The organism is Photobacterium sagamiensis, assembly GCF_050337085.1.
In the GTDB taxonomy this organism is placed as follows: Bacteria; Pseudomonadota; Gammaproteobacteria; order Enterobacterales; family Vibrionaceae; genus Photobacterium; species Photobacterium sagamiensis.
This window is the reverse complement of sequence record NZ_JAKJSP010000028.1, coordinates 12,360-33,964: the sequence shown is the minus strand read 5'-3', so window position 1 is coordinate 33,964 and position 21,605 is coordinate 12,360. Positions and strand designations below refer to the sequence as shown.

The window sequence follows — 21,605 nt, the reverse complement described above, 5'->3', positions numbered from 1 at the left end:
TGATTACAATCAATAAATCAAGGTGCATGGCTTTTTTGTGGATTGAATGTTTAATTTTTCTCAACAATCTTGAAGTTTATTTAAATTGTTCGATTTTTTTATTTGGGTAACACTGTCAACCTATTCACGATAGGTATCATTATGAAAATCGAATCTGTAAAAATTTATACGGTGGCAACACCTCCCCCCACATATTGGCCGCCATGTTGCAGCGTCATCTCTTAATTTCCTAGCGTGATATTAAGCCACCAAGAACGCCTTGTTGCTGGTGGTTTTCCGATAGTAGCCGTCTTGTATCTCTGCGATTGCTGAAATATAAGGCAGTTTTCTGATAACAAAACAAAGAGGAAATCATGTTTACCCTACTTAAAAATACCAATCTCTATAACCCAAATAAAATAGGCAAAACCGACATCTTATTAGGACAAGGAAAAATAATAGCAATAGAACCTGATTTGAATGTCACTGGCCTGAGTAATGTAACTACTATCGACTGCCGTGGGAAAATCGTAACACCAGGATTGATTGATCAACATGTCCATCTTATAGGTGGTGGTGGAGAATCTGGGTTTGCAAGCCGAGTGCCGCAGGTTACTCTAAAGAAATTGTTACAGGCTGGTACCACAACAGTTATCGGCGTCCTTGGTACAGATGGAATTTCCCGGTCACCTCGCGATCTGTATGCCAAAGCCGCCGCGCTTACTGAAAAAGGCATTAGCGCCTTCATGTACACCGGATCTTATGAAGTCCCTACCAAAACTATCACCGGATCGATTCGTGATGATATTGCCTTTATTCCATCAGTTCTAGGCGTAAAAATCGCGCTAGCCGATCATCGATGTTCTTTCCCAACTACTCAGGAGTTAGCGCGGATCATCTCTGATGTTCGAGTTGCAGGTATGCTGTCAGGGAAACGTGGCGTGCTTCATATTCACATGGGAGACCTACCACAGCCATTTGCCCAGATTAAAGAACTGCTCGATATGGGAGTGCCTATTAAGCATTTCTCTCCTACGCATTTAGAGCGTAATCCGAGCCTATTTGATGATGCTATTAGCTTTGCATTGAAAGGCGGGAAAATCGATATCACTTCCGCCCCTGGCAATGACACCCCTCAAGAGCAAATGATAAAACTCGCACTTGAGTCAGGTGTTGCCGCCGACCGAATCACCACCAGCTCAGATGGTAATGGAAGTCTGCCAGAGTTTAACGAACTGGGAGAGCTTACCGGCATTGTTGCCGCAAGTTGTGATAGCAACCTTATATTTTTGCCGAAATTGATTAACGTGGGGATTGAACCAGAGAAGGCCATTGCCATGATGACGGCCAACGTTGCCGATACACTAGGAATAAACAAAGGACGGGTTGGGCTTGGCCATGATGCCGATATCTGTATCTTCAATGATGACTTTACGCTTAATGGCGTGATTGCCAAAGGGAAGACAATGCTTTTGGACAGTGAAGTGCTAATAAAAGAAAATTTCGAATAATTTGAGATTTCTATTTTGCTTGATAAACATTTTATATCAGCGTTTGGTATACAGAGTGACCCCTTTCTACTGGCGACAGTAGAAAGACAAGGAGACAATAATGACGACCCAAACCGTAACAAAAAAAGAGAAAGGTGGCTTCTTCGCCAACTTTAAATTCCCTTCAGCCTACTCCATTCTTTTTGCACTGATTGCCCTGGTGGCATTGCTGACCTGGATTGTACCGGCCGGCCAGTATGATCGCGTCATGAGTGAAGAGCTAGGTAGAGAAGTACCTGTAAACGGTACCTACCAATCAATAGACAACAACCCGCAAGGCGTAGTCGATGTCCTGCTGGCACCGATTGACGGTTTCTACGACCACAACACCTATGAAGCAGCGGGTATCGACGTAGCCCTGTTCATCCTGGTGATCGGTGGTTTCATTGGCCTGGTAACAAAAACTGGCGCTATTGATGCCAGTATAGCGCGTATTACGACTCGCCTGAAAGGCCGGGAAGAATTGATGATCCCAATCCTGATGGCAATGTTTGCTGCAGGTGGTACGATTTACGGCATGGCCGAAGAGACAATACCTTTCTATACTCTGCTGGTTCCTGTCATGATGCTAGCCCGCTTTGACCCTTTAGTTGCGGCTGCGACCGTACAGCTAGGTGCAGGTATCGGTAGTCTTGGCTCTACCATCAACCCATTCGCAACAGTAATTGCATCCAACGCCGCAGGCATCTCTTTCACTGACGGTCTCGAACCGCGTGTCGCTATATTGGTTATCGGTTGGGTGATCTGTGTGGGCTATGTGATGCGCTATGCCAAAATGGTTCGTGAAGACAAAACCAAGTCTGTCGTTTATGACAAGTATAAAGAGAACAAAGCACACTTCCTTGGCAATCTGTCTGACGAATTGTTGGAGTTCACCACCACTCGTAAAATCATCATGGCTCTGTTCGCCGCTTCTTTCGGTATCATGATATATGGCGTAGCCGTTGCTGGCTGGTGGATGGCTGAACTCTCAGCACTGTTTCTTGCTTCAACTATCATCACCGGTCTAGTCGCCAGAATGAGCGAAGAAGAGTTAACATCAAGCTTCATCGACGGTGCCCGTGACATGCTGGGTGTTGTGCTGATTATCGGTATTGCACGTGGTATCGTAGTGATCATGGATCGGGGCATGATCACAGATACCATCCTGAACTATGCCGAGCACGCAGTAACCGGCCTGTCTTCAATCGTGTTCATCAACGTAATGTACTGGCTGGAAATCCTGCTATCGTTCGTGGTTCCTTCATCTTCTGGCCTTGCTGTAATGACTATGCCAATCATGGCTCCTCTGGCTGACTTTGCCGGTGTAGGCCGTGACCTGGTAGTGACTGCTTACCAGTCAGCTTCTGGTCTCGTGAACATGATGACACCAACTTCAGCAGTACTTATGGGGGGCCTGGCTATCGCCCGCGTCCCATACGTCCGCTGGATTAAATGGGTCGCGCCGCTAATTGGTATCCTGACTCTTCTAATCATGGCCACACTAAGTGTTGGCGCAATGATTTAATCAACGGGCAAGCCCGACACTCAATAAACCACCAGTAACAAGGCGTTGCTGGTGGTTTTTCTTTCAATACCCAACCAACTTCAAAACTTCAAAACTTCAATCAATTCCAATCACCTCAAAGTGAAACGTGTTGCCTAGTAATCTAAAACCTTCGGCATTGATATCCCATCAGTAGTCGCGAAGCGCGGATGTGGGGGAGGAAACGCCATCCTCTTGGTTGATTAAATATTCTTTACACTCACAAAAATTGGTGTGTTCTTGTGGGCCATGAAAGAGAGAGCTTATAAATACCGCATTTACCCAACAACTAAACAAGTAACTTTACTTGAGCAGACGTTCGGCTGTGTGCGATTTATATATAACTCTATCCTGCGCTGGCGTACCGATGCTTACTACAATGAGCAATCCGATTAACTGAACTCAAGAAAGAACCTGAGCTTAATTGGCTGAATGATGCTTCTTGTGTGCCACTTCAACAATCGTTACGCCACCAGCAAACTGCTTTTAAGAACTTCTTTGATGGTCGAGCTAAATCCCCAACCTTTAAAAAGAAACGCTCTAAGCAATCCGCAGAGTTCACTAAATCCGCATTTAAGTACCGCGATGGACAGCTTTACATTGCCAAGTCCAACCATCTAAATCGAGCAGAGTTATCAATACTAAAATTTATCCGAAACCTTGCAGGTAGAGCAGAAGGTCTAACACGAAAATGTCCCTATCCGCGTTACGCGAAACAGAAATTCCCTTTATTGAATAAAAAAACACACACTGTTGTACACAGTGTGTGTTTTTAGATAAAGCCCGTAAAACAGGACGTTCATTCGCTCACGCAGAAATGTACACACTTTTTACGATAAACTTATATACGACTGCTTTTCGTTATTATGATGTAGAGCGTTTTAACCTTTAAAAAAAGTTATTCACCATAAATGTCGAAACTAAAGTAACCTGCAGCAATTTTATCGTAAGTACCGTTCTCACGAATGGTTTTGATCGCTTGGTTAAATTTATCAGCCAATTTCTTATCTTGTAAGCGCAATGCTAATGCCGTACCTTCACCAATGTAGGCTTTGTCTGTTACTGGTTCGCCAGCTAATTCAAAGTCTTTACCGCGTTCTTTTTCTAAGAATGCTAAGACAAGCTGATCGGAATTACCAAAAACAGCGTCAAGACGACCACTTTCGAGATCAAGATACACTTCATCTTGACCGGTATAACGACGAATTTTCGCCACATCGCCATATATGTCAGTGACATAACGATCGTGAATTGTGCCAAGCTGAACACCAATAGTTTTGCCTTCTAGCCCGGTGTTATCAATGGTAATACCTGATCCTTTGCCCGTAACAAATCGCGCAGGCGTTTGGTAATATTTATCGGTAAACAATACACGTTTTTTACGTTCTTCCGTAATACGCATTGATGCCATAATGACATCGGCTTTACGTGATAACAGTGCTGGAATTAAGCCATCCCAATTCTGTGAAATCCATTCGCACTTTAGCTTCGCTTCCGCACATAGTGCGTCAGCAATCTCAATATCAAATCCCTTTGGTGTGCCTGATGCGTCTTTATAGTTAAACGGTGGATAAGTAAAATCTGACGCTAGACGCACTACTTTTTCATCAGCGGCTTGCGCTGTGGTAAATAACGCTGACGCCAAAATAATTCCGACACTCATTAGTTTTTTCATCATAAGATCCCTCTTCCTATTGATATAGTTTTAACGCATTTAAAGTTTCAAGCATACTGCTCTTTGAACCGATAGAAATTCTTACACAGTGTTCGAGCATCGATTCATGCGCTTGATTTCGGGTAACAATACCCTTAGTCAGCAAGTAATCGTAAACACTGGTTGATGGATTAAATCGAATCAGCACGAAATTGGTTGCCGATGAAAAAACCACATCAACAATTGGTAACGATTTTAATTCGCTGATAAACCATTCACGGATCGTAACTAGCTCATCGGTTTGACTGCGCATTTTTCTCAGGCCTTCTGACGCGAGAGCTTTTAGCGCGATTTCAGCCGTTGGATCAGCAATCGGATACGGCGCAATTAGTCGAGCCACATAAGCCATTACACTTTCATCTGCCATTAAAAAGCCACAACGAATCGAGGCTAACCCGAATGCTTTTGACAAAGTGCGGATCACGATCAGATGTGGATACTTCGCCATCAAGTGCAGCACGCTCGTTTCGGGTGCGAACTCAATATATGCCTCGTCGACGACCACCAACGTTGACTCTTTGGTCGCTTCAAGCAATTCAACAATATCGTGATGATGGATTGTATTACCCGTTGGATTATTGGGTGAGCATAAAAATAACAGACTTGTATTTGCAAGTTGCGGTTTGATCGCGGCAATATCGAGTTGGAAGTTAGCTAATAACGGCACTTTTAATGTATTAACAGAAAAAGCATCGGCACAGAATTCATACATGCCATAAGTAGGCGGACAGACCATTACCTGGTCATTTCCAGGTTGGCAAAAAGTACGGATTAATAAATCAATCGCTTCATCAGCGCCACGTACTGCCACAGTTTCACAACTTAATGCACCTGATGCTTGCTCACAATAGGATTGGTACTCTTTAGCAATATCATGGGGTAAAAAATCCGGGTAACGGTTATAAGTATCGTTACACCCTTCAGACTCATCTCCGTATTGGCAACTGCTCTCAAGTTCATTAGCATTCAACCACAGATGACCATTGCCACCAATGCGTCGTGCAGATTGATATGGTATGAGTTTTTCTACTGTCTTTGGTACCAACTTTGACGCCAATGATTTCATTCCTTCAACTCCTCACACGAATAAACAGCCTTCAATATCTTTAGATTTCGGATTTTCATGCAACATCGCAATATAAATAGTTCATCCAATGTTCTAATCTTTAGATTTAAACAGACCTGACTTGAAATCAGAATCGAAATGTCGACATACTAGCCATGAGAAAAACGCATACCTCAGGCAGCAATAACTACCGGAAATAAGTATGATAAATCGATTACCGTCAACGAAAGAACTCCAGGCATTCCTTATTACGGCAGAGCACCTTAACTTTACTTCTGCCGCTCAAGTATTGAATGTGACGCAAGGGGCAGTAAGCCGTCAGATCATTTCTCTGGAAGAACAGCTGAAAGTGCGGTTGTTTCACCGTCATGCTCGAGGGTTAATCCTGACCAATAAAGGTAGCGAGTTTCTTCCCCTTGTCGAACAAGCGATGAATCAGATTCACCGCGCCGTCGAGCAAGTGTCGAACAACAAGCAACAGATCAAGTTAAAAGCACCAAGCTGTATTACGCCATGGTTATTACCAAAGCTAATGACCTTTCAGCAAGCCTACCCTGCTATCGATGTCGAACTGACGTCTGCGATTAAACACAGTGTGAATTTTTCAACGGAACCCTTTGATGCTGCCATCTGTTACGGGCGAACTCCGCAAGAGAAGTCGTTGCTGGCAAATCTACTGTTTGAGGAATATTTGACCCCTGTATGCTCGGCTTCTTTATTACCCGCAGATAATCTCTTATTAACCACAGAGAACATGAAAGAATTCACTTGGTTACATGCGACACCACAAAAAAGTGACTGGGCGTTATGGTTAAAGCAAGCACAAAGCCCTAAATTGACCGCCGAACAAAATCAGCACTTTGCAACGTTAGATTTGTCGGTCAGTGCCGCGATTCAAGGTTTTGGTATTGCAATTGGTGATGTGACCTTGGCTAAACCCGATTTGGAATCAGGTCGATTGGTGGCTCCGCATCCTTTAACCGTGGCATCAGGTAACAGTTATTACTTGGTACGCCCGAAAACAATGCAGAACCCTTCTTTGGAATTATTGATTAAGTGGCTGGTTTAAGCCCTTAAAACAATTAACCCGTTCTAAGCGCGAGTATTTTCTGGATATCCGGCGGATCTGAGTACTGGCTGAAACGGGCTTCTTGCTGGTCGATGCCAAAGATTGACATGCGATCTGCCAGCTCGTTACCTTCAATGCCTATGTGGGCCTTCACATGCGAGACTACAACATCACTGCTTATTTTTTTATATAGTTCATGAGCCTGCTGAATAATTTCCAGGTTTTTTATATCCCCTTCCGTTTTCCTCTTCCACCCCTTTTTCTGCCAACTAAATGCCCAGTTCGTTATACAGTTAATTGAGTATTGTGAATCACAGAGAATTTGAACCGCTTTGCCATTATCAATCGCCTTTTTTGCTATCAGCAATGATTGATATAAAGCATTCAGCTCTGCTGAGTTGTTGGTTCCCTGAGGGTTATAGAGTCCGTACCACAGCTCGGCTAAATTTCCGTCACGATACACAGCCACACCCGAACCCGCTTTTCCCGGGTTTGGATCGCAGCCACCATCACAGTATATTTTCACGTCAAAATGTTGGGTTGATGCATTATCCTGCTCTGGCGATTTCACACCGGCGCTTTTCAATGTTGTCGGTGTCTTGCCCGCTGCACTGGCCTGCTTTTTCACCATGCTTTTACCCGCAGCGCTCCAACCTGCAGCATAAGCCGCTTCTGCTTCCTGCTGGGTCGGAAACGATTTGTATTTTGCCTGAGGATACTTATCAACCTGCTTTTTGGTATACGGCCAGCTCGTGAATACTCCGGTTTCCCGACCCACCCATACGACATAGAACTTTTTCGACATGCCTATTACCTTAATCTTTCGTACTGCCACACCTTTTTAGTGGAAGCGCTAATAGTTACTCAATCTGGTGAATTGCACAATCGCTTTACCACCCAAGGTAAACAAAAGAGCCAGATCGAACAACCTACGCGTACTCCCCACAGAACAAACTACCCTACAAATATATCGCTTCAACTTCACTTTGTTTTTCAGGTGACTAGCCATCAAAAATATCTTGTAATCGCTTTTTGTATGGCTAATAAGAACGACGTCACTCCCTTACCGTATATCTTTAGATTTCGGAGGGAAGACAATGTGCAAAGCTATCTCACTTCTTTTTATTCTCATACTGACTCAAGGCTGTGCCAACACTGCTTTTTATGCGCCCTCGCAGGCAAGTTCACTGAACCCGGATGTTCGCTGGCTTCACTCTCTATCAGGCAACGATATTGCTTATCTGTGGATCCCGGCCGCCACAAGAAATAACAGTAACGGCATCATTGTCCATTTCCACGGAAATAGTGGCCATATGGAGCAAACCAGAGAAAAAGTCGATTGGCTCGCTGCTCACGGCTATGACGTACTGGTTTTTGACTATTCAGGCTTTGGCCATTCAACCGGTGATGTGAGTGATAAAGCCGCCTACCTGGATGCCATTTCGGTACTCAGCTATATCGAACAACTTCGAGACAATACGATGCTCCCTAGTTTTGTCATTGCCACCTCGACGGGAGGAAATATTTTTATGCGAGCCTGGGCTGATAACCCCATATATATCGATGGCATGATCATTGATTCATCATTTACCAGCTATATCGATGTCACCAAATATGTGCTCGAAAAGGGAATGTTTAGCAAGCTATACGCGTGGATGGCTCACCTGCTAATGCGTGATGACTATGCGGCGAAAGCCGTTGTCACTCACTTGCCTGAAACGAAATCATTGGTCATTCATTGTGTCGCTGATCGCATTGTACCTATCGAATATGGTGAAGCCATTTACCGACAACTGAATGGTGATAAAGAGTTCTGGCGGATGGAATCTTGTGGGCATGCTCGCGCAATAACCCGATCATTTCCTGAAACTCAGCTGAGAATCGTCCGCTGGCTGGAGCAAGCCACTCCGGCATCCGTCGTGGCTCGCTTTCACAGCACTCAAACTGAGAACTAATGAGAGGGTTTCAGTTCGAGTAACGTATGACCCAAACCAATATCATCGGTGCGAGTTGCGACGTCAAAACCCGCTTCAGCGACAATTTCAAGGAAATCATCGCTACGATAGAAACGGCTGTTGCCGTTGGCTAAACAGGTAAAATACAGTGAAGTCGCATTCAGGCTGTAGGCAGCAGCATCATAACGCTGGGCATCCCAAAACAGTTCCAGAATATACACAGTAGCATCGGGTGACATTGCCTGACGAACACGACGTAAAATACTGAGGATTTCCATTGGCGAGAAGCAATCAAGGAACTGGCTCATCCACCACACATCTGCGCCGTTCGGCAAAGACTGAGAAGCATCCAGCATATTGGCCGGGTGGCCTTTGATACGATCGGCAAAACCCTGTTGTTTGGCATTTTTCAGGGCCATTTCAATTTGCTGCGGCAAATCAATGATGGTTACTTCAACGTCAGGGTCGTGATTACAACACTGCAGTGCCCATTTACCGGTATTGCCGCCAATATCAAAAAGACGTTTTGGTTTATTGGCAAAGACTCGTTCTAGCAAAACGGGAAAGGAACGATCTGAATAGAAATGGTCAAAATTGAACCAGCTCTCTTTGGCTTTTTCCGGTAACTGCGATAAACCTTCATAAATCGTTGTCCAATCGCCCAGCTCTTTAAGACCTGCTGGCGTGCCTTCTTTAATCGCTTCGGTCAAGTGCATCATCGCGGCGTAACAAACATCCGCGGTAAAATCCATATTCGCCTGGGTCATACCATCATGTTGCAAGTAGTGCCCCAGCTTTGCTAAAACATAGTTAGGCTTATTCCAGGTGACAATGTGTGCGCTCAGGGCCATATCCAACAGCACTTTAACACCGTATTCGGAAACCTCGGTTTGCGCGGCGATTTGCTCCGCATTAAGGCCATCTTGGCCCGCCTCATCGATGGCTGCCAGAATACCTAAATCACGCAGTGTTCTTGCGGTATGAAACACAATAGGCGCAAACGCCAGTTTTTGAGCTTCCGTTTTTGCATCAAGTGCATTAAATGGGTCGCGTTGATATAAAGTCACAAATAAGCCTAACCAATATTATTGTAAAAAAATGGATTTTATTGAGCCAGCATCGCCAGCTTCTTCTTAATATCTACATCAAGATTATTTATCCAACGGTTGTAATTACGGTGAATTTTTCCATCCTCATACTTAAGGTTGTCCGAATCAGCGTATTCGATCGAGTATGTTTTCGCATTATAGGTAACATCAATGATTGCTTGATGTGATCTCGCCTGATATTCACCTCGAATTTTACCCGGTGTTGTTTCCTTCATGACCCATCCACGGCCAATGCCTGCCTCTATAATTGCTTGTTTTACTTCAGAACTTTGAAGATTAAAAGCAACTGGGGTATTCTCTACATTAAGGATCGGTTGCACTCGACCACAACCCGCTAGCGTAACAAGCACAGCAGCGACAGCCAGGTATTTATTAGTCCTTATTCAATGATTAGGCATCGAAATAGTCGTTGCCTGAACAATAAACAATCATATAGTCTTCTCGTAACCATTTGATGGCAATACTTTACTTTTAATGATGGAACCGAGAAGACAGGAAGTATACAATACCGCCAATGAACAGTGTACATTTTAACATCATTAACTGGCAGGCGCTTTCTCCTGGTTTAATCGATCAGGCAGCATGGGCGACCTGGGCAGACAATCATCAGATCTGGCCAGAAACACGAGTGCCGGTTCCCAGCAACCTGATCCCGGCAATGATGCGCCGTCGTATGAGTTCACTGAGCAAGCTTGCAATGCAAACGGCAATCTCCCTGACTCAGCAAACTCCTGATCAGGATATTGATTACATTGTTTTTTCAAGCCGGCATGGCGAGCTGACCCGTACGGTCAAACTGCTGCAGGATATCCTCAATGGGGAAGATGCATCCCCTACCGCGTTTTCTCAATCCGTCCACAATACGGCGGCAGGTTTGTTTACCATTGCTACCCGAAAGGCAATTCCGGTCGCCTCGATAGGTGCTGGTGAAAACACCTTGCATTCCGCACTGATTGAAGCTGCAGCCTATTTAGCCGAATATCCGAATCATAACGTATTGGTTGTCGATTTTGATGAGCCACTACCGATCCCGTATCAACAATTTGATGTCGGTCACTACCAGGGATATGCACTGGGTATGGTGTTAACCGGTGGCGATAATTACCAGCTCTCATGGGAACCAGGCTCAAGGCAGACTGTCGCTGGATCACCACAAGAACCGTTGTCAAAACAACTGTTATCAAAAGCACCGTCTCCGGAAGAACAGCTCCCGCAGTCTCTTGATGTCATTGCTAATTTACTGAGCAATCACAACACATGGACAATAGCTGCGCGGCGAATTCATTGGCATTGGAAGCGTTAATTCGTGGCGGCCCAATCTTTATCTCTTTCTCAGCGCATTAATAAAACCTGGCGCGTATTTGCAACCGGTTTATGTTTTTCGGTTTTCGGCCTTGGGGCACTCTGCCTGACGTTTATCATCTTTCCTCTGATGACAATATCGGTAAAAAATCAGGCTCAGCGAGAATTGAAAGTGCAATCAATCATTCGTCACTCTTTCGCTTTTTTTTGCCAGACGATGCGATTTTGGGGAGCGATTGACTACGAATTTATCGGCGAGGAAGTGCTGCAACAAGATCGCAACTGCTTAATTGTCGCCAATCATCCGAGTTTGATTGATTACGTGTTAATTGCGTCGCGTTTGCCGCAATGCGATTGTTTAGTTAAAGCCGCTATATGGCACAATCCATTTATCAAAGGAATTGTAAAAGCAGCAGGTTATATTCCGAATCGCGACCCTGAGAGCTTATTGGAAGACTGCAGCGTAAGGCTTAAAAGTGGCAATGTATTATTAGTTTTTCCGGAAGGTACGCGTTCAACACCGGGCAAAGCCTCTAAACTTCAGCGAGGTGCTGCACAAATAGCGGTCAGAACGAAAACAGATTTACGCGTGGTGCATATTACGGTTAAGCCCAGTTTTTTAACCAAAGAGAAGAAATGGTATCAAGTACCGGATAGCAAACCCTTTTTTCGCATAGAAGTGAAGGGGAAAATAGACATTGCTTCTATTCTCCGAGAGACCAGTTCATCAACATCAGCGGCCAGGCAATTAAATCGCCACCTTGCGGATGTTATTTTTCCGCCTTCTGATGAAGGTATAAATACTCATTAAATACAGGTAGGTCACTGTGGACCAATTACAGACTGAATTAAAAACCTTAATCATTGAAGCACTGAATCTTGAAGATATCACGGTTGACGATATCGAAACCAATGCACCACTATTCGGTGACGGTTTAGGCCTGGACTCCATCGATGCATTAGAATTAGGGTTAGCGATTAAGAAAACCTATCACGTTGTGATCGATGCAGATGATACGAACACGCGTCAACACTTTGCTTCCGTAGCAAACCTGGCAAAATACATCTCAGAAAACAAAGCCTAACGGCAAACAAAGCGTAACCATTATGACAGAAGTAAATCGTAACCAAATTTTTGAACTCGTACGTGATGCATTAGTGGAGTTATTTGAAGTTGATGCCGACGATATCAAACCTGAAGCACAGCTTTATCAAGAACTTGATTTAGACAGCATTGACGCCGTTGATCTTGTCGTTTATCTGCAAAATCAGACCGGTAAAAAAATCAAGCCGGAAGAATTTAAATCTGTCCGTACCGTCGACGATATTGTCGATGCGGTTGTTAATCTTCTGAAGGCTGAATAATGCGTCTGCTGACTGCGCTGTCAGCGATTGCATTACTCGCTTACCCGCCAGCAGTTTATTACGGGCTTAGCCAATGGGGGCTGGGGACTGTAGCCGGATTGCTGGCGGTATTGTTTTTACTGCGGATCATCGCAGGAAACCAAACTCGTCTGCGCGAATTCAAATACATCGCCTGGCTCAGTGGTGGGGCCGGGATTGTTTTGACGTTACTTGGCAGCCTGTTTCGACAAGAAGGCTGGTTCACCTTTTATCCGGTGATCGTCAATACACTGATGCTCGGTTTGTTCGCCTCCAGTCTATGGCAGAAAGAAACCCTGATTGAACGTCTGGCACGGTTACAGGAACCTGACTTGCCTGAAAGTGGCGTACGTTACACCCGTACTGTCACCAAAGTCTGGTGCGGATTTTTTATACTCAATGGTACAGTTGCGTTAATCACCTGCTTCATGCCATTAGCAGTATGGACACTGTATAACGGCTTGATCAGTTATATTCTGGCAGGCTGTCTGTTTATCTCGGAATGGTTTATTCGCCAATGGGTGCAAAAAAAGTCATGACCTCCAAAACTTTAGCAAACCTGATGGCCACTCCCTGGCCTGACTCTCAGCCAGTGGCAATTGCACAGGCTGATATCGTCACATGGTCACAGTTTTATCATGATGTCAGCCAACTGACTGAGCAACTGAGACTCAGCAAGCACCTGCGTTGGGCTATTTGCTTTGAAGACAGCTACTATTTTGCCGTTGCCTTTGTGGCGGCAGCGCACGCCAAGCGTCATATTATTTTACCCGGTAATCATCAACCTGCCGCGTTAGCTGAACTATCAACCCATTTCGATGCGATTTTGCATGATGGCGTATTTCAGCATAACTTTGATAAAGTTGCGTTTAAGCTACCGATATCAGAAACGACAGAGATAACGAATTCCACCCTTTTTTCGCCATTACCTCTTGGTGACATTCGTTTAACCCTGTTTACCTCAGGCTCTAGCGGCACCCCGAAAGCGATTGAGAAAACCCTCGATTTGCTGGATGCTGAAATCGCCCAGCTGGATACAATCTGGGGGGAGTTACTGTCAGACTCAACCATTGCCAGTACCGTTTCGCACCAACATATTTACGGCTTGCTGTTCCGGGTATTATGGCCGCTCTGTGCGGGTCGACTATTTGAACGCTTTGACCTGATCTATCCAGAGCAAGTCATGATACATGCCAGTCAGAACACCACCTTAATCAGTAGTCCGGCACTGTTAAAACGGATGACTGGTGTTCAAAAAACCACAAGCTATCGCGCCATTTTCTCATCCGGAGGCCCATTATCACCAAGTGCTGCCCAGCAGAGTTTGCAGTTATTTGAGCAACTGCCGTTTGAAGTCTTTGGCAGTACTGAAACCGGCGGTATAGGCTATCGTCAGCAACAGGAACCAACAACCCCATGGCAATTATTTCCCGCTATCGACATGGCATTAAATGCTGAGGGATGTTTGCGTCTGCGATCACCGTTTATTGACCCGCAAAGCTGGTATCAAACCAGCGATCAATGCGAGCTGCTAGCGGGGGATCAGTTCATGCTAAAAGGTCGAGCTGACAGAGTGGTTAAAATTGAAGAAAAGCGGATCTCGTTAACCGAAGTCGAACGTCGCTTATGCCAGCTGGAATGGATTGAAGAAGCGGCCGTTTTTCCTCTGGAAGAAACCAATCGCTTAATTCTGGCAGCCGTCATAACCCTGACCGAGTCGGGCAAAGCAACCGTATCAGACATGGGCAAAGGCAAGTTCTGGTTGAAGTTGCGGCAGGAATTAAGGCTATGGCTGGAGCCTGTAGGTATCCCCCGTCGCTATCGAGCGGTTGATGAAATCCCGCTTAACACCCAGGGCAAACGGCTGAGCAGGGACTTGGAGCTGCTGTTCAAAGAAGAATCCAAAGAAATTTAAGAGAAAGCCGGTACTATAATGACAAAACGAAAACCCACTATTATCGCTCAGCACATCGCGGATGACCGTGCTGTACTGACATTGAAGGTCGATGCTGATATTTTAGATTTTCAGGGGCATTTTCCGTCACATCCATTACTGCCGGGTGTCACTCAAATTGACTGGGCGTTGTTTTACGGCCAGACCCTATTAAATGCCCACCCCAATTTTGCCGGGATGGAAGTGATTAAATTTCAGAACCCGATTTTACCTGACAGTATTGTGGAGCTGAGCTTAAACTGGTCTGAAGAAAAACAGAAACTGCAGTTCACTTACTCGTCTGAAAAGGGCCCCCACTCATCAGGACGAATCAAATTGGATACAGAGTGATGACGACGTTCCATCCCTGCTTTCTGATCCCCTGTTATAACCACGGCAAAACCGTACCAGCAGTATTAGATTCACTGGCAAGTTACAACTTGCCGGTGATTATTATTGATGATGGCAGTGATGCACAAACCAAAGCGATTCTTGCCGAACAAGAGCAGCGCGAGCATGTCAGTGTCATCACCCTGCCAGAAAACCAGGGCAAAGGCGGGGCTGTCATCACGGGTATTTACCAGGCCTTTAAGCAAAGCTTCAGCCATGCCATTCAGATTGATGCGGATGGCCAGCACAATTTAGACGCACTACCTAAACTGATTGCTGAGGCAGAAACACACCCGACTGCGTTAATTTCGGGTCAGCCCGTATATGACGAGTCCGTCCCTAAGTCCCGTTTATATGGCCGCTATGCTACCCACATCTGGGTCTGGATTGAAACGCTCTCTTTTACCATCAAAGACAGCATGTGTGGCTTCCGTGCTTACCCTATAGGTCGCACGATAAAGGTATTGGAGCGCAATAAGATCGGTAAACGGATGGATTTTGATACTGAAATCATGGTTCGTATGTACTGGGATGACTGCGACATTCGCTTTATTGACACAAAAGTCATTTATCCCGAAGGGGGCATTTCCCACTTCGATGCATTATGGGACAACGTGAAAATCAGTGCCATGCACACCCGCTTGTTCTTCGGCATGTTACCGCGTATCCCTAAACTGTTAAAACGTAAGCCAAACCAGCAGAAACATTGGTCTTCTCATGCAGAGCGGGGCACCATTCTCGGCATTAAAACCCTGCTGGCTGTCTATTCACTACTAGGACGAGCCGCGTTTAACTTATTGCTAAAACCAGTCATCGCCTACTACTACCTGACCGGAAAATCCGCACGTGGGGCATCCGAATTATACCTGGATAAATTAACCACCCACGCCAGGCAACAAGGGAGCACATTGCCAGGAAAGCTCAACAGCTACCAGCACCTGCTCTCGTTTGGTCATACCATGCTGGACAAATTAGCCGCGTGGCGGGGGGATTTTTCCGAAAAAAACCTGACCCTGCATGGCATTGAACACTTTGAAGCTCTTGTTCAGCAAGATCGCGGCGTCGTAGTCATTGGTTCTCACTTGGGCAACCTGGAACTGTGCCGGGCACTGAGTCGACGTCATAAAAATTTGAAAATTAACGCACTGGTGTTCACCGAACATGCGGGACGTTTTAACGCGGTCATGAAAGCGATCAATCCTGAATCCGATCTCAATCTGATCCAAGTCAGCAAGCTGGGTCCGGATACCGCCATTTTGCTTGAACAAAAGTTAGAACAAGGAGAATGGATTGTCATTGTTGGCGATCGCACCTCTGCCACTAAAGAACAACGCGTCGTATGGGCCGATTTTCTTGGCCAGCCAGCGCCATTTCCACAAGGGCCATTCATACTGGCTGCAGTGTTGAAATCACCTGTTTACCTGTTATTTGGTCTGCGCGATGACAATCAGAAAATGCCGCATTTTGATGTCTATTTCGAACCTTTTTGCGAACACGTCAAGTTACCAAGAGGGCAACGTGAAGAGGCTCTAAAAACTGTCGTTAGCCAGTATGCCCGCCGTCTCGAACACTATACGCTGAAGGCACCGCTACAGTGGTATAACTTCTTTAATTTCTGGCAGTTAAGTGAAAAACATAATGACAAATAAGACCCAACAAAAAATCAAATTCGGCGCAGAGCGCCTGACCATTGAAGATGTACTTTCCATTGCCAATGGCAGCCGGGCTGAAATGAACAGTGCGGCTGAATTCACAGCAAAAATTGATCGTGGCGTCGCCTTTCTTGAGCGTCTGCTCAAAGAAGAGGGCGTCATTTACGGTGTAACAACAGGTTACGGTGATTCTTGTACTGTTGCCATTCCGCCGAATCTGGTTGATGAACTGCCACTGCACCTGACCCGTTTCCACGGCTGCGGGCTGGGTGAAAACCTTGACCACCAGCAAGCCCGTGCCGTACTGGCTACACGTTTGTGCTCTCTGTCGCAGGGGGTTTCCGGCGTCAGCCATGGTCTGCTTAATCAGATTGTTACCCTGATCAACCTTGATATCTCACCACGCATTCCGCAGGAAGGCTCTGTCGGGGCCAGTGGTGATTTGACACCTCTCTCTTATCTTGCTGCTGCACTAATTGGTGAACGTGAAGTCATCTATAAAGGTGAAATCCGCCCGACTGCCGACGTCTTCGCCGAGCTGGGTATCAAGCCCATCAAGCTGAAGCCCAAAGAAGGCCTTGCATTAATGAACGGTACTTCCGTCATGACGGCGTTAGCCTGTATTGCTTATAAACGGGCAGAATATCTGGCGCAGTTAGCAACCAAAATCACGGCAATGGTCTCTGTCGGCATGCACGGCAACGACTTTCATTTCGATGAAGCCCTTTTCGCAGTGAAACCCCATCCGGGCCAGCAACAAATTGCCAGCTGGTTACGCTCTGATCTACTGGCTGATCGTCCGCCACGGAACAGTGACCGCCTGCAAGATCGTTACTCATTGCGCTGCGCCCCGCACGTTATCGGTGTGCTGCAGGACACTCTGCCATGGCTACGTCAGATGATCGAAAATGAACTCAACAGCGCTAACGATAATCCAATTATCGACGGTGACAACGAGCGCGTACTGCACGGTGGTCATTTCTACGGCGGCCACATCGCAATGGCGATGGATACCCTGAAAACAGCCGTAGCGAACATCGCCGATCTGCTGGATCGCCAGATGGCTCAGCTAATGGACTATAAATTTAATAACGGCCTGCCGTTCAATCTCACCGGTGCAGAAGGTGAACGCAAGCCTATTAATCACGGTTTTAAAGCGGTTCAGATTGGTGTCTCGGCGTGGACGGCAGAAGCGCTGAAACACACCATGCCAGCCAGCGTCTTCTCCCGTTCGACCGAATGCCACAACCAGGACAAAGTCAGCATGGGTACCATCGCTTCTCGCGATTGTCTGCGCGTATTGCAGCTGACAGAACAAGTAACCGCAGCTTCGCTACTGGCGGCATCGCAGGCGTTAGAGATCCGTAAACGCCATAATGAACTGGATGAAAACCACTTCAGTCCGGCACTGAAGGCAATAACAGAAGCAGTATTGCAAGACTTCGATCCTGTTATTGAAGATCGCCCGCTGGAAAGTGATTTGCGTCGCTTCATTACAAAAATTCAGCAGCAGCACTGGGAACTGTATAAATGACAGAAAATGTGACTCACTTAAGCGCTGAGGTCACTATGGTCACGTCCTTTCAGGACGCTGACCCTATGGGCGTGGTGTATCACGGCAATTACTTCCGCTTCTTTGAAGAAGCCCGTCGAATATTGATGGAAAAGATTGATTACAGTTACCGGGAGATGATGGACTCCGGCTATATGTGGCCGATCATTGATACCCGGGTAAAGTACGTCAAGCCAATCCCGTATAATCACCAAATCCGTGTTTCTGCTACTCTGACAGAGTGGGAAAACCGGCTGCGAGTTGACTACGTGGTTTATGATGCACAAACCGGGCAGCGCATGACCAAAGCACACACCATGCAAGTCGCTGTCGGTATCGACAGTGGTGAGATGTGCTTTGTGTCACCGACAGTGTTCACAGATAAAATAGAGGCCTGGCATGCTGATAAAGACTAAGCCGATGCTCAAACAATGGGGGCGATCTCTCGGTACCAGTATCTGCTTCAGTCTCACCGTCATGGCAAGTGTTTCAGCTCAGGCAATTTCATTGCCTGAGCTGCAGCAACAGCTCTCTAACCAGCCCATTGTGCGCGGTGACTTTGAACAAACCCGCAAGATGGAAATGTTCAACCAGCCGCTGACTTCACAAGGCCAGTTTCTACTGACTGAAAAGCAGGGGTTGCTGTGGCAACAGACAACGCCTTTTCCGGTCTCGCTGATCCTGACCAAAGATAAATTGAGCCAGCAGTTCGCAGATCAACCTGCACAGGTTGTCTCTGCCAGTGAAAATCCGATGGTATTCTATTTCAGCCACGTGTTTCTTTCGCTGTTCAAAGGCGATACCAGTCAGCTGACTGATCAGTTCGACATGGTGTTTACCGACAATACCAAAACCACTACCAAAGAAAGTCAGTGGCAGTTAGTGCTTACTCCCAAATCTGCCCCACTGAATGCCGTTTTTAAAACTATCACCATTAATGGGCAAGACTATATCAATCACCTGACACTGACTGAAATTCGTGGTGATATCACCGACATTACGTTTTCTAACCAACGTACTGTACCCGCTAAACTAACCTCAGAAGAACAACGTGCCTTCCAATTCTAAACTTGCCGCCGTTTGGCTGTTGATTGTGCTGCTACTGGCTGGCGTCTTGGGATACCAGCTAACAGCCAGCCACCAAAGTCCGATTGAAACCAATATACTGGCGCTGCTACCTGAGAACCGACAAGATCCGATAGCACAACAAGCTTTCGATCAGGTTGCCGATAGCATGAGCAACAAAGTCATCTTTCTTATCGGCAGTAAAGACCAAACGCAAGTCGTTACTGCGGCAGAGCAATTCTCAACCCAATTATCAACCCTCGGCATGTTCAGTGACGTCACTGGCAAACTGAGTCAAAACCTGCAACAAGCCTGGGGGCAGCTTTACTTTCCGAAGCGCTTTCAGTTATTAACACCAGAGCAAAAAACACGCTTACAAGGTGCCCCAGAACAACAAGTGCAACGCGTGATCCAAGCACTTTACAATCCTTTTTCCGGTATCACAGGCACCGAGCTGAAAAGCGATCCCTTTCTGCTGTTCCGTGATTTTTTAGCCCAACTTACCGCCCAGTCTGGCAGTTTTAAGCTGACTAACGGGTTCTTAACATCAAGCTATCAAGATAAAGAGTATGTCTTAATCACCGCCGATCTGACCGACTCGGCCTATAATCTGGCATTACAACAGCAACTTCCCGAATTAGCGGCACTCGAAGATCAAATTCGCCAGCAGTTTGCTGTCGATGTACTCCATACCGGGGTGATTTTCTATGCCGCACACGGTACAGAAAGCGCCAAGAGTGAAATCAGCACCATTGGTTTTGGTTCACTACTCGGCATTATCGTATTGCTATTGGTGGTCTATCGCAGCCCGCTGCCGCTGGTACTGGCCCTGCTCTCAATTACCTGCGGGCTGTTAGCAGCTTTTGTGCTTACCGTAGCGATTTTCGGCAAGGTTCATCTGTTCAGCTTAGTCTTTGGTGCCAGCCTGATCGGGGTATCCATTGATTATGCTTTCCACTTCCTGACCGACCGGTTAGCCGAAGGCAATAACTGGAATGCGCGGCGAGGCCTGCAGCATATTTTTGTTGCCATTACTCTGGGCCTGATCACCAGTTTGATTGGCTATTTAGGTATGTTGATTGCGCCGTTTCCCGGCTTGCAGCAGCTGTCATTATTCTCGGCGTTCGGCTTAACCGCCGCTTACGCCACGGTGGTATGCTGGTACCCGATTCTGGCTCGTAAACCGAGTCAGCCTTGCACCTTGCCAATGACGTCATTAATGACAACATGGCTGGCGATGTGGCAAAAGCCCGCGGTCCGTATTGCTCTGCCATCGGTCTTGCTACTCGCCTCATTAGTCGGTATTTACCATACCAGCTATAACGATGATATTCGCCAGCTACAGGCTCTTCCTGCCGATCTTAAACAGCAGGAAGAAACCATTAAGACCATCACCGGCGTTAGTCATAGTCAGCAAATGCTGTTAGTTAAAGCAACCGACGAACAGGCGTTATTAGAACAGCTAAACCAGGTAACAGATCAGCTCGATACGATGACCGCAAGCAACACTTCTCTCGAACAGGCTGTTTTAGACGGCTATCAGAGCATTAGTCAGTACTTACCTTCAGAACAGACACAGCGAGATAATTTCCGGTTGATCCGCCAGCTCTACCAACAACAAGGGGCTGCACTGACTCAGCAACTCAACCTCAACACTAATGTGAAACTAGATCATGACTTCAGCCCGCTGACGATTAATGAGTTTCTGGCATCACCGGTATCAGCGCCACTACGCTTTATGTGGCTGGGAAAACTCAGCAATCAGCAAGCGGCCATTATCCTGTTAAGCGGCGTTAGCAACCCGCAAGCGCTACAGCAATTTGCGGCTCAGCATCCGGCGCTCAGTTATCTCGATAAAGCCGATGAAGTCTCTTCATTGTTTGGTGAATACCGGATACGGGTGACTGAATTATTAGTGGCAGCCACCGGGGCTATTCTGGCCTTGCTGGTATGGCGCTATGGGCTAAAACAAGGGATATTGCTGATTGTTCCCCCCGTTATCGCAGGCTGTGTCGGCATCGCGGTTACCGCTATAACAGGGATGCCGCTCAACCTGTTCAATCTACTCGCTTTGATCCTGATCTTAGGTATCGGTATCGACTACACCGTATTTTTTGCCGAGCAAACCCAGGCAAAAAGTACGCTATTGGCCATCAGCTTGTCAGCAGCAACCACCCTGCTCTCTTTCGGCTTACTGGCATTGAGCGCAACTCAGGCGATCCACAGTTTTGGGATCACCGTGCTAACAGGTATCATGGTTGCCTGGTTACTTGCGCCGCTTTCCATGCCACAGCTCGCTAGCCACACAGATGAGGTCGATGGATGAGACTCGCAGCCCAGAATATACGGTTATTAATATCA

22 protein-coding genes are annotated in these 21,605 nt (G+C 46.4%); 17 read left to right on the top strand and 5 right to left on the bottom strand.

The genetic code is table 11. From position 1 onward, the window contains the following. The first annotated feature begins 353 nt into the window (after positions 1 to 353). The 3 genes from iadA (at position 354) to L4D76_RS14490 (ending at position 3,450) form a co-directional block, all read left to right on the top strand. Positions 354 to 1,490 carry a beta-aspartyl-peptidase gene (gene iadA, locus L4D76_RS14500; protein ID WP_428441601.1) on the top strand — a complete coding sequence of 379 codons (1,137 nt, stop codon included), beginning with the start codon at positions 354 to 356 and terminating at the stop codon, positions 1,488 to 1,490. Positions 1,491 to 1,590: 100 nt separating this feature from the next. After that, positions 1,591 to 3,036: a YfcC family protein gene (locus tag L4D76_RS14495; RefSeq protein WP_428441600.1), complete on the top strand. Its 1,446-nt coding sequence runs from the start codon at positions 1,591 to 1,593 to the stop codon at positions 3,034 to 3,036. A gap of 267 nt (positions 3,037 to 3,303) precedes the next feature. Next, positions 3,304 to 3,450, top strand: a complete 147-nt coding sequence (locus tag L4D76_RS14490; RefSeq protein WP_428441599.1) for a helix-turn-helix domain-containing protein — start codon at positions 3,304 to 3,306, stop codon at positions 3,448 to 3,450. 502 nt (positions 3,451 to 3,952) lie between these two features. Here L4D76_RS14490 and L4D76_RS14485 read toward each other — a convergent pair. Together L4D76_RS14485 and hisC are read right to left on the bottom strand one after the other, a co-directional pair. Beyond that, the gene (locus L4D76_RS14485) at positions 3,953 to 4,729 is read right to left on the bottom strand and encodes an ABC transporter substrate-binding protein (RefSeq protein ID WP_428441659.1); all 777 of its coding nucleotides are present in this window, start codon (positions 4,727 to 4,729) and stop codon (positions 3,953 to 3,955) included. A gap of 16 nt (positions 4,730 to 4,745) precedes the next feature. After that, a complete protein-coding gene (gene hisC / locus L4D76_RS14480; protein WP_428441598.1) occupies positions 4,746 to 5,834 on the bottom strand; it encodes a histidinol-phosphate transaminase in 1,089 nt (362 codons plus the stop codon). Between the two features lie 202 nt (positions 5,835 to 6,036). Between hisC and L4D76_RS14475 the strand changes: the two genes are divergently transcribed. After that, a complete protein-coding gene (locus L4D76_RS14475; RefSeq protein ID WP_428441597.1) occupies positions 6,037 to 6,903 on the top strand; it encodes a LysR substrate-binding domain-containing protein in 867 nt (288 codons plus the stop codon). A 13-nt stretch (positions 6,904 to 6,916) separates the two neighbouring features. On the opposite strand, the gene L4D76_RS14470 is transcribed toward L4D76_RS14475, so the two are convergent. Beyond that, the gene (locus L4D76_RS14470; RefSeq protein WP_428441596.1) at positions 6,917 to 7,708 is read right to left on the bottom strand and encodes a ribonuclease H1 domain-containing protein; all 792 of its coding nucleotides are present in this window, start codon (positions 7,706 to 7,708) and stop codon (positions 6,917 to 6,919) included. 292 nt (positions 7,709 to 8,000) lie between these two features. Here L4D76_RS14470 and L4D76_RS14465 point away from each other — a divergent pair, with 292 nt between their 5' ends. Further along, the gene (locus L4D76_RS14465) at positions 8,001 to 8,858 is read left to right on the top strand and encodes an alpha/beta hydrolase (RefSeq protein ID WP_428441595.1); all 858 of its coding nucleotides are present in this window, start codon (positions 8,001 to 8,003) and stop codon (positions 8,856 to 8,858) included. On the opposite strand, the gene L4D76_RS14460 is transcribed toward L4D76_RS14465, so the two are convergent. Both L4D76_RS14460 and L4D76_RS14455 read right to left on the bottom strand, forming a co-directional pair. Continuing rightward, complete coding sequence (locus tag L4D76_RS14460) at positions 8,855 to 9,925, bottom strand: methyltransferase (RefSeq protein WP_428441594.1); 1,071 nt, start codon at positions 9,923 to 9,925, stop codon at positions 8,855 to 8,857. The genes L4D76_RS14465 and L4D76_RS14460 overlap by 4 nt on opposite strands. Positions 9,926 to 9,963: 38 nt before the next feature. Next, positions 9,964 to 10,350, bottom strand: coding sequence for a hypothetical protein (locus L4D76_RS14455; protein ID WP_428441658.1), 387 nt, complete (start codon positions 10,348 to 10,350; stop codon positions 9,964 to 9,966). 131 nt (positions 10,351 to 10,481) lie between these two features. On the opposite strand from L4D76_RS14455, the gene L4D76_RS14450 reads away from it, so the two are divergent. Genes L4D76_RS14450 through L4D76_RS14395 form a run of 12 tightly spaced genes read left to right on the top strand, consistent with a single transcriptional unit; the run spans position 10,482 to position 21,570 of the window. After that, the gene (locus L4D76_RS14450; RefSeq protein ID WP_428441593.1) at positions 10,482 to 11,270 is read left to right on the top strand and encodes a beta-ketoacyl synthase chain length factor; all 789 of its coding nucleotides are present in this window, start codon (positions 10,482 to 10,484) and stop codon (positions 11,268 to 11,270) included. A 3-nt stretch (positions 11,271 to 11,273) separates the two neighbouring features. Further along, the gene (locus tag L4D76_RS14445) at positions 11,274 to 12,080 is read left to right on the top strand and encodes a lysophospholipid acyltransferase family protein (protein ID WP_428441592.1); all 807 of its coding nucleotides are present in this window, start codon (positions 11,274 to 11,276) and stop codon (positions 12,078 to 12,080) included. 16 nt (positions 12,081 to 12,096) lie between these two features. After that, positions 12,097 to 12,354 carry a phosphopantetheine-binding protein gene (locus L4D76_RS14440; protein ID WP_428441591.1) on the top strand — a complete coding sequence of 86 codons (258 nt, stop codon included), beginning with the start codon at positions 12,097 to 12,099 and terminating at the stop codon, positions 12,352 to 12,354. Between the two features lie 22 nt (positions 12,355 to 12,376). Continuing rightward, the gene (locus tag L4D76_RS14435; RefSeq protein WP_107282242.1) at positions 12,377 to 12,634 is read left to right on the top strand and encodes an acyl carrier protein; all 258 of its coding nucleotides are present in this window, start codon (positions 12,377 to 12,379) and stop codon (positions 12,632 to 12,634) included. Next, positions 12,631 to 13,191 carry a COG4648 family protein gene (locus L4D76_RS14430; protein ID WP_428441657.1) on the top strand — a complete coding sequence of 187 codons (561 nt, stop codon included), beginning with the start codon at positions 12,631 to 12,633 and terminating at the stop codon, positions 13,189 to 13,191. The genes L4D76_RS14435 and L4D76_RS14430 overlap by 4 nt, the downstream gene beginning before the upstream one ends. Further along, complete coding sequence (locus tag L4D76_RS14425) at positions 13,188 to 14,567, top strand: AMP-binding protein (protein ID WP_428441590.1); 1,380 nt, start codon at positions 13,188 to 13,190, stop codon at positions 14,565 to 14,567. Before L4D76_RS14430 ends, L4D76_RS14425 begins: the two co-directional genes overlap by 4 nt. Before the next feature lie 18 nt (positions 14,568 to 14,585). Beyond that, complete coding sequence (locus tag L4D76_RS14420) at positions 14,586 to 14,936, top strand: ApeI family dehydratase (RefSeq protein ID WP_428441589.1); 351 nt, start codon at positions 14,586 to 14,588, stop codon at positions 14,934 to 14,936. After that, a complete protein-coding gene (locus L4D76_RS14415; protein ID WP_428441588.1) occupies positions 14,936 to 16,624 on the top strand; it encodes a glycosyltransferase family 2 protein in 1,689 nt (562 codons plus the stop codon). The genes L4D76_RS14420 and L4D76_RS14415 overlap by 1 nt, the downstream gene beginning before the upstream one ends. Then, entirely contained in the window at positions 16,614 to 18,161 is a 1,548-nt protein-coding gene (locus tag L4D76_RS14410) for an HAL/PAL/TAL family ammonia-lyase (RefSeq protein WP_428441587.1), read from the top strand. The genes L4D76_RS14415 and L4D76_RS14410 overlap by 11 nt, the downstream gene beginning before the upstream one ends. Beyond that, positions 18,158 to 18,595, top strand: a complete 438-nt coding sequence (locus L4D76_RS14405) for an acyl-CoA thioesterase (protein ID WP_428441586.1) — start codon at positions 18,158 to 18,160, stop codon at positions 18,593 to 18,595. The genes L4D76_RS14410 and L4D76_RS14405 overlap by 4 nt, the downstream gene beginning before the upstream one ends. Continuing rightward, entirely contained in the window at positions 18,579 to 19,247 is a 669-nt protein-coding gene (locus tag L4D76_RS14400; RefSeq protein WP_428441585.1) for a LolA family protein, read from the top strand. The genes L4D76_RS14405 and L4D76_RS14400 overlap by 17 nt, the downstream gene beginning before the upstream one ends. Next, on the top strand, positions 19,231 to 21,570 hold the full coding sequence (locus tag L4D76_RS14395) for an MMPL family transporter (RefSeq protein ID WP_428441584.1): 2,340 nt from the start codon (positions 19,231 to 19,233) through the stop codon (positions 21,568 to 21,570). Before L4D76_RS14400 ends, L4D76_RS14395 begins: the two co-directional genes overlap by 17 nt. Positions 21,571 to 21,605: the final 35 nt, after the last annotated feature.

What these genes read in the sequence shown, in the direction of transcription:
- iadA (WP_428441601.1), top strand. Translation starts at nt 354, where the DNA reads ATGTTTACCCTACTTAAAAATACCAATCTCTATAACCCAAATAAAATA.
- L4D76_RS14495 (WP_428441600.1), top strand. Translation starts at nt 1,591, where the DNA reads ATGACGACCCAAACCGTAACAAAAAAAGAGAAAGGTGGCTTCTTCGCC.
- L4D76_RS14490 (WP_428441599.1), top strand. Translation starts at nt 3,304, where the DNA reads ATGAAAGAGAGAGCTTATAAATACCGCATTTACCCAACAACTAAACAA.
- L4D76_RS14485 (WP_428441659.1), bottom strand. Translation starts at nt 4,729, where the DNA reads ATGAAAAAACTAATGAGTGTCGGAATTATTTTGGCGTCAGCGTTATTT.
- hisC (WP_428441598.1), bottom strand. Translation starts at nt 5,834, where the DNA reads ATGAAATCATTGGCGTCAAAGTTGGTACCAAAGACAGTAGAAAAACTC.
- L4D76_RS14475 (WP_428441597.1), top strand. Translation starts at nt 6,037, where the DNA reads ATGATAAATCGATTACCGTCAACGAAAGAACTCCAGGCATTCCTTATT.
- L4D76_RS14470 (WP_428441596.1), bottom strand. Translation starts at nt 7,708, where the DNA reads ATGTCGAAAAAGTTCTATGTCGTATGGGTGGGTCGGGAAACCGGAGTA.
- L4D76_RS14465 (WP_428441595.1), top strand. Translation starts at nt 8,001, where the DNA reads ATGTGCAAAGCTATCTCACTTCTTTTTATTCTCATACTGACTCAAGGC.
- L4D76_RS14450 (WP_428441593.1), top strand. Translation starts at nt 10,482, where the DNA reads ATGAACAGTGTACATTTTAACATCATTAACTGGCAGGCGCTTTCTCCT.
- L4D76_RS14435 (WP_107282242.1), top strand. Translation starts at nt 12,377, where the DNA reads ATGACAGAAGTAAATCGTAACCAAATTTTTGAACTCGTACGTGATGCA.
- L4D76_RS14425 (WP_428441590.1), top strand. Translation starts at nt 13,188, where the DNA reads ATGACCTCCAAAACTTTAGCAAACCTGATGGCCACTCCCTGGCCTGAC.
- L4D76_RS14420 (WP_428441589.1), top strand. Translation starts at nt 14,586, where the DNA reads ATGACAAAACGAAAACCCACTATTATCGCTCAGCACATCGCGGATGAC.
- L4D76_RS14415 (WP_428441588.1), top strand. Translation starts at nt 14,936, where the DNA reads ATGACGACGTTCCATCCCTGCTTTCTGATCCCCTGTTATAACCACGGC.
- L4D76_RS14410 (WP_428441587.1), top strand. Translation starts at nt 16,614, where the DNA reads ATGACAAATAAGACCCAACAAAAAATCAAATTCGGCGCAGAGCGCCTG.
- L4D76_RS14405 (WP_428441586.1), top strand. Translation starts at nt 18,158, where the DNA reads ATGACAGAAAATGTGACTCACTTAAGCGCTGAGGTCACTATGGTCACG.
- L4D76_RS14400 (WP_428441585.1), top strand. Translation starts at nt 18,579, where the DNA reads ATGCTGATAAAGACTAAGCCGATGCTCAAACAATGGGGGCGATCTCTC.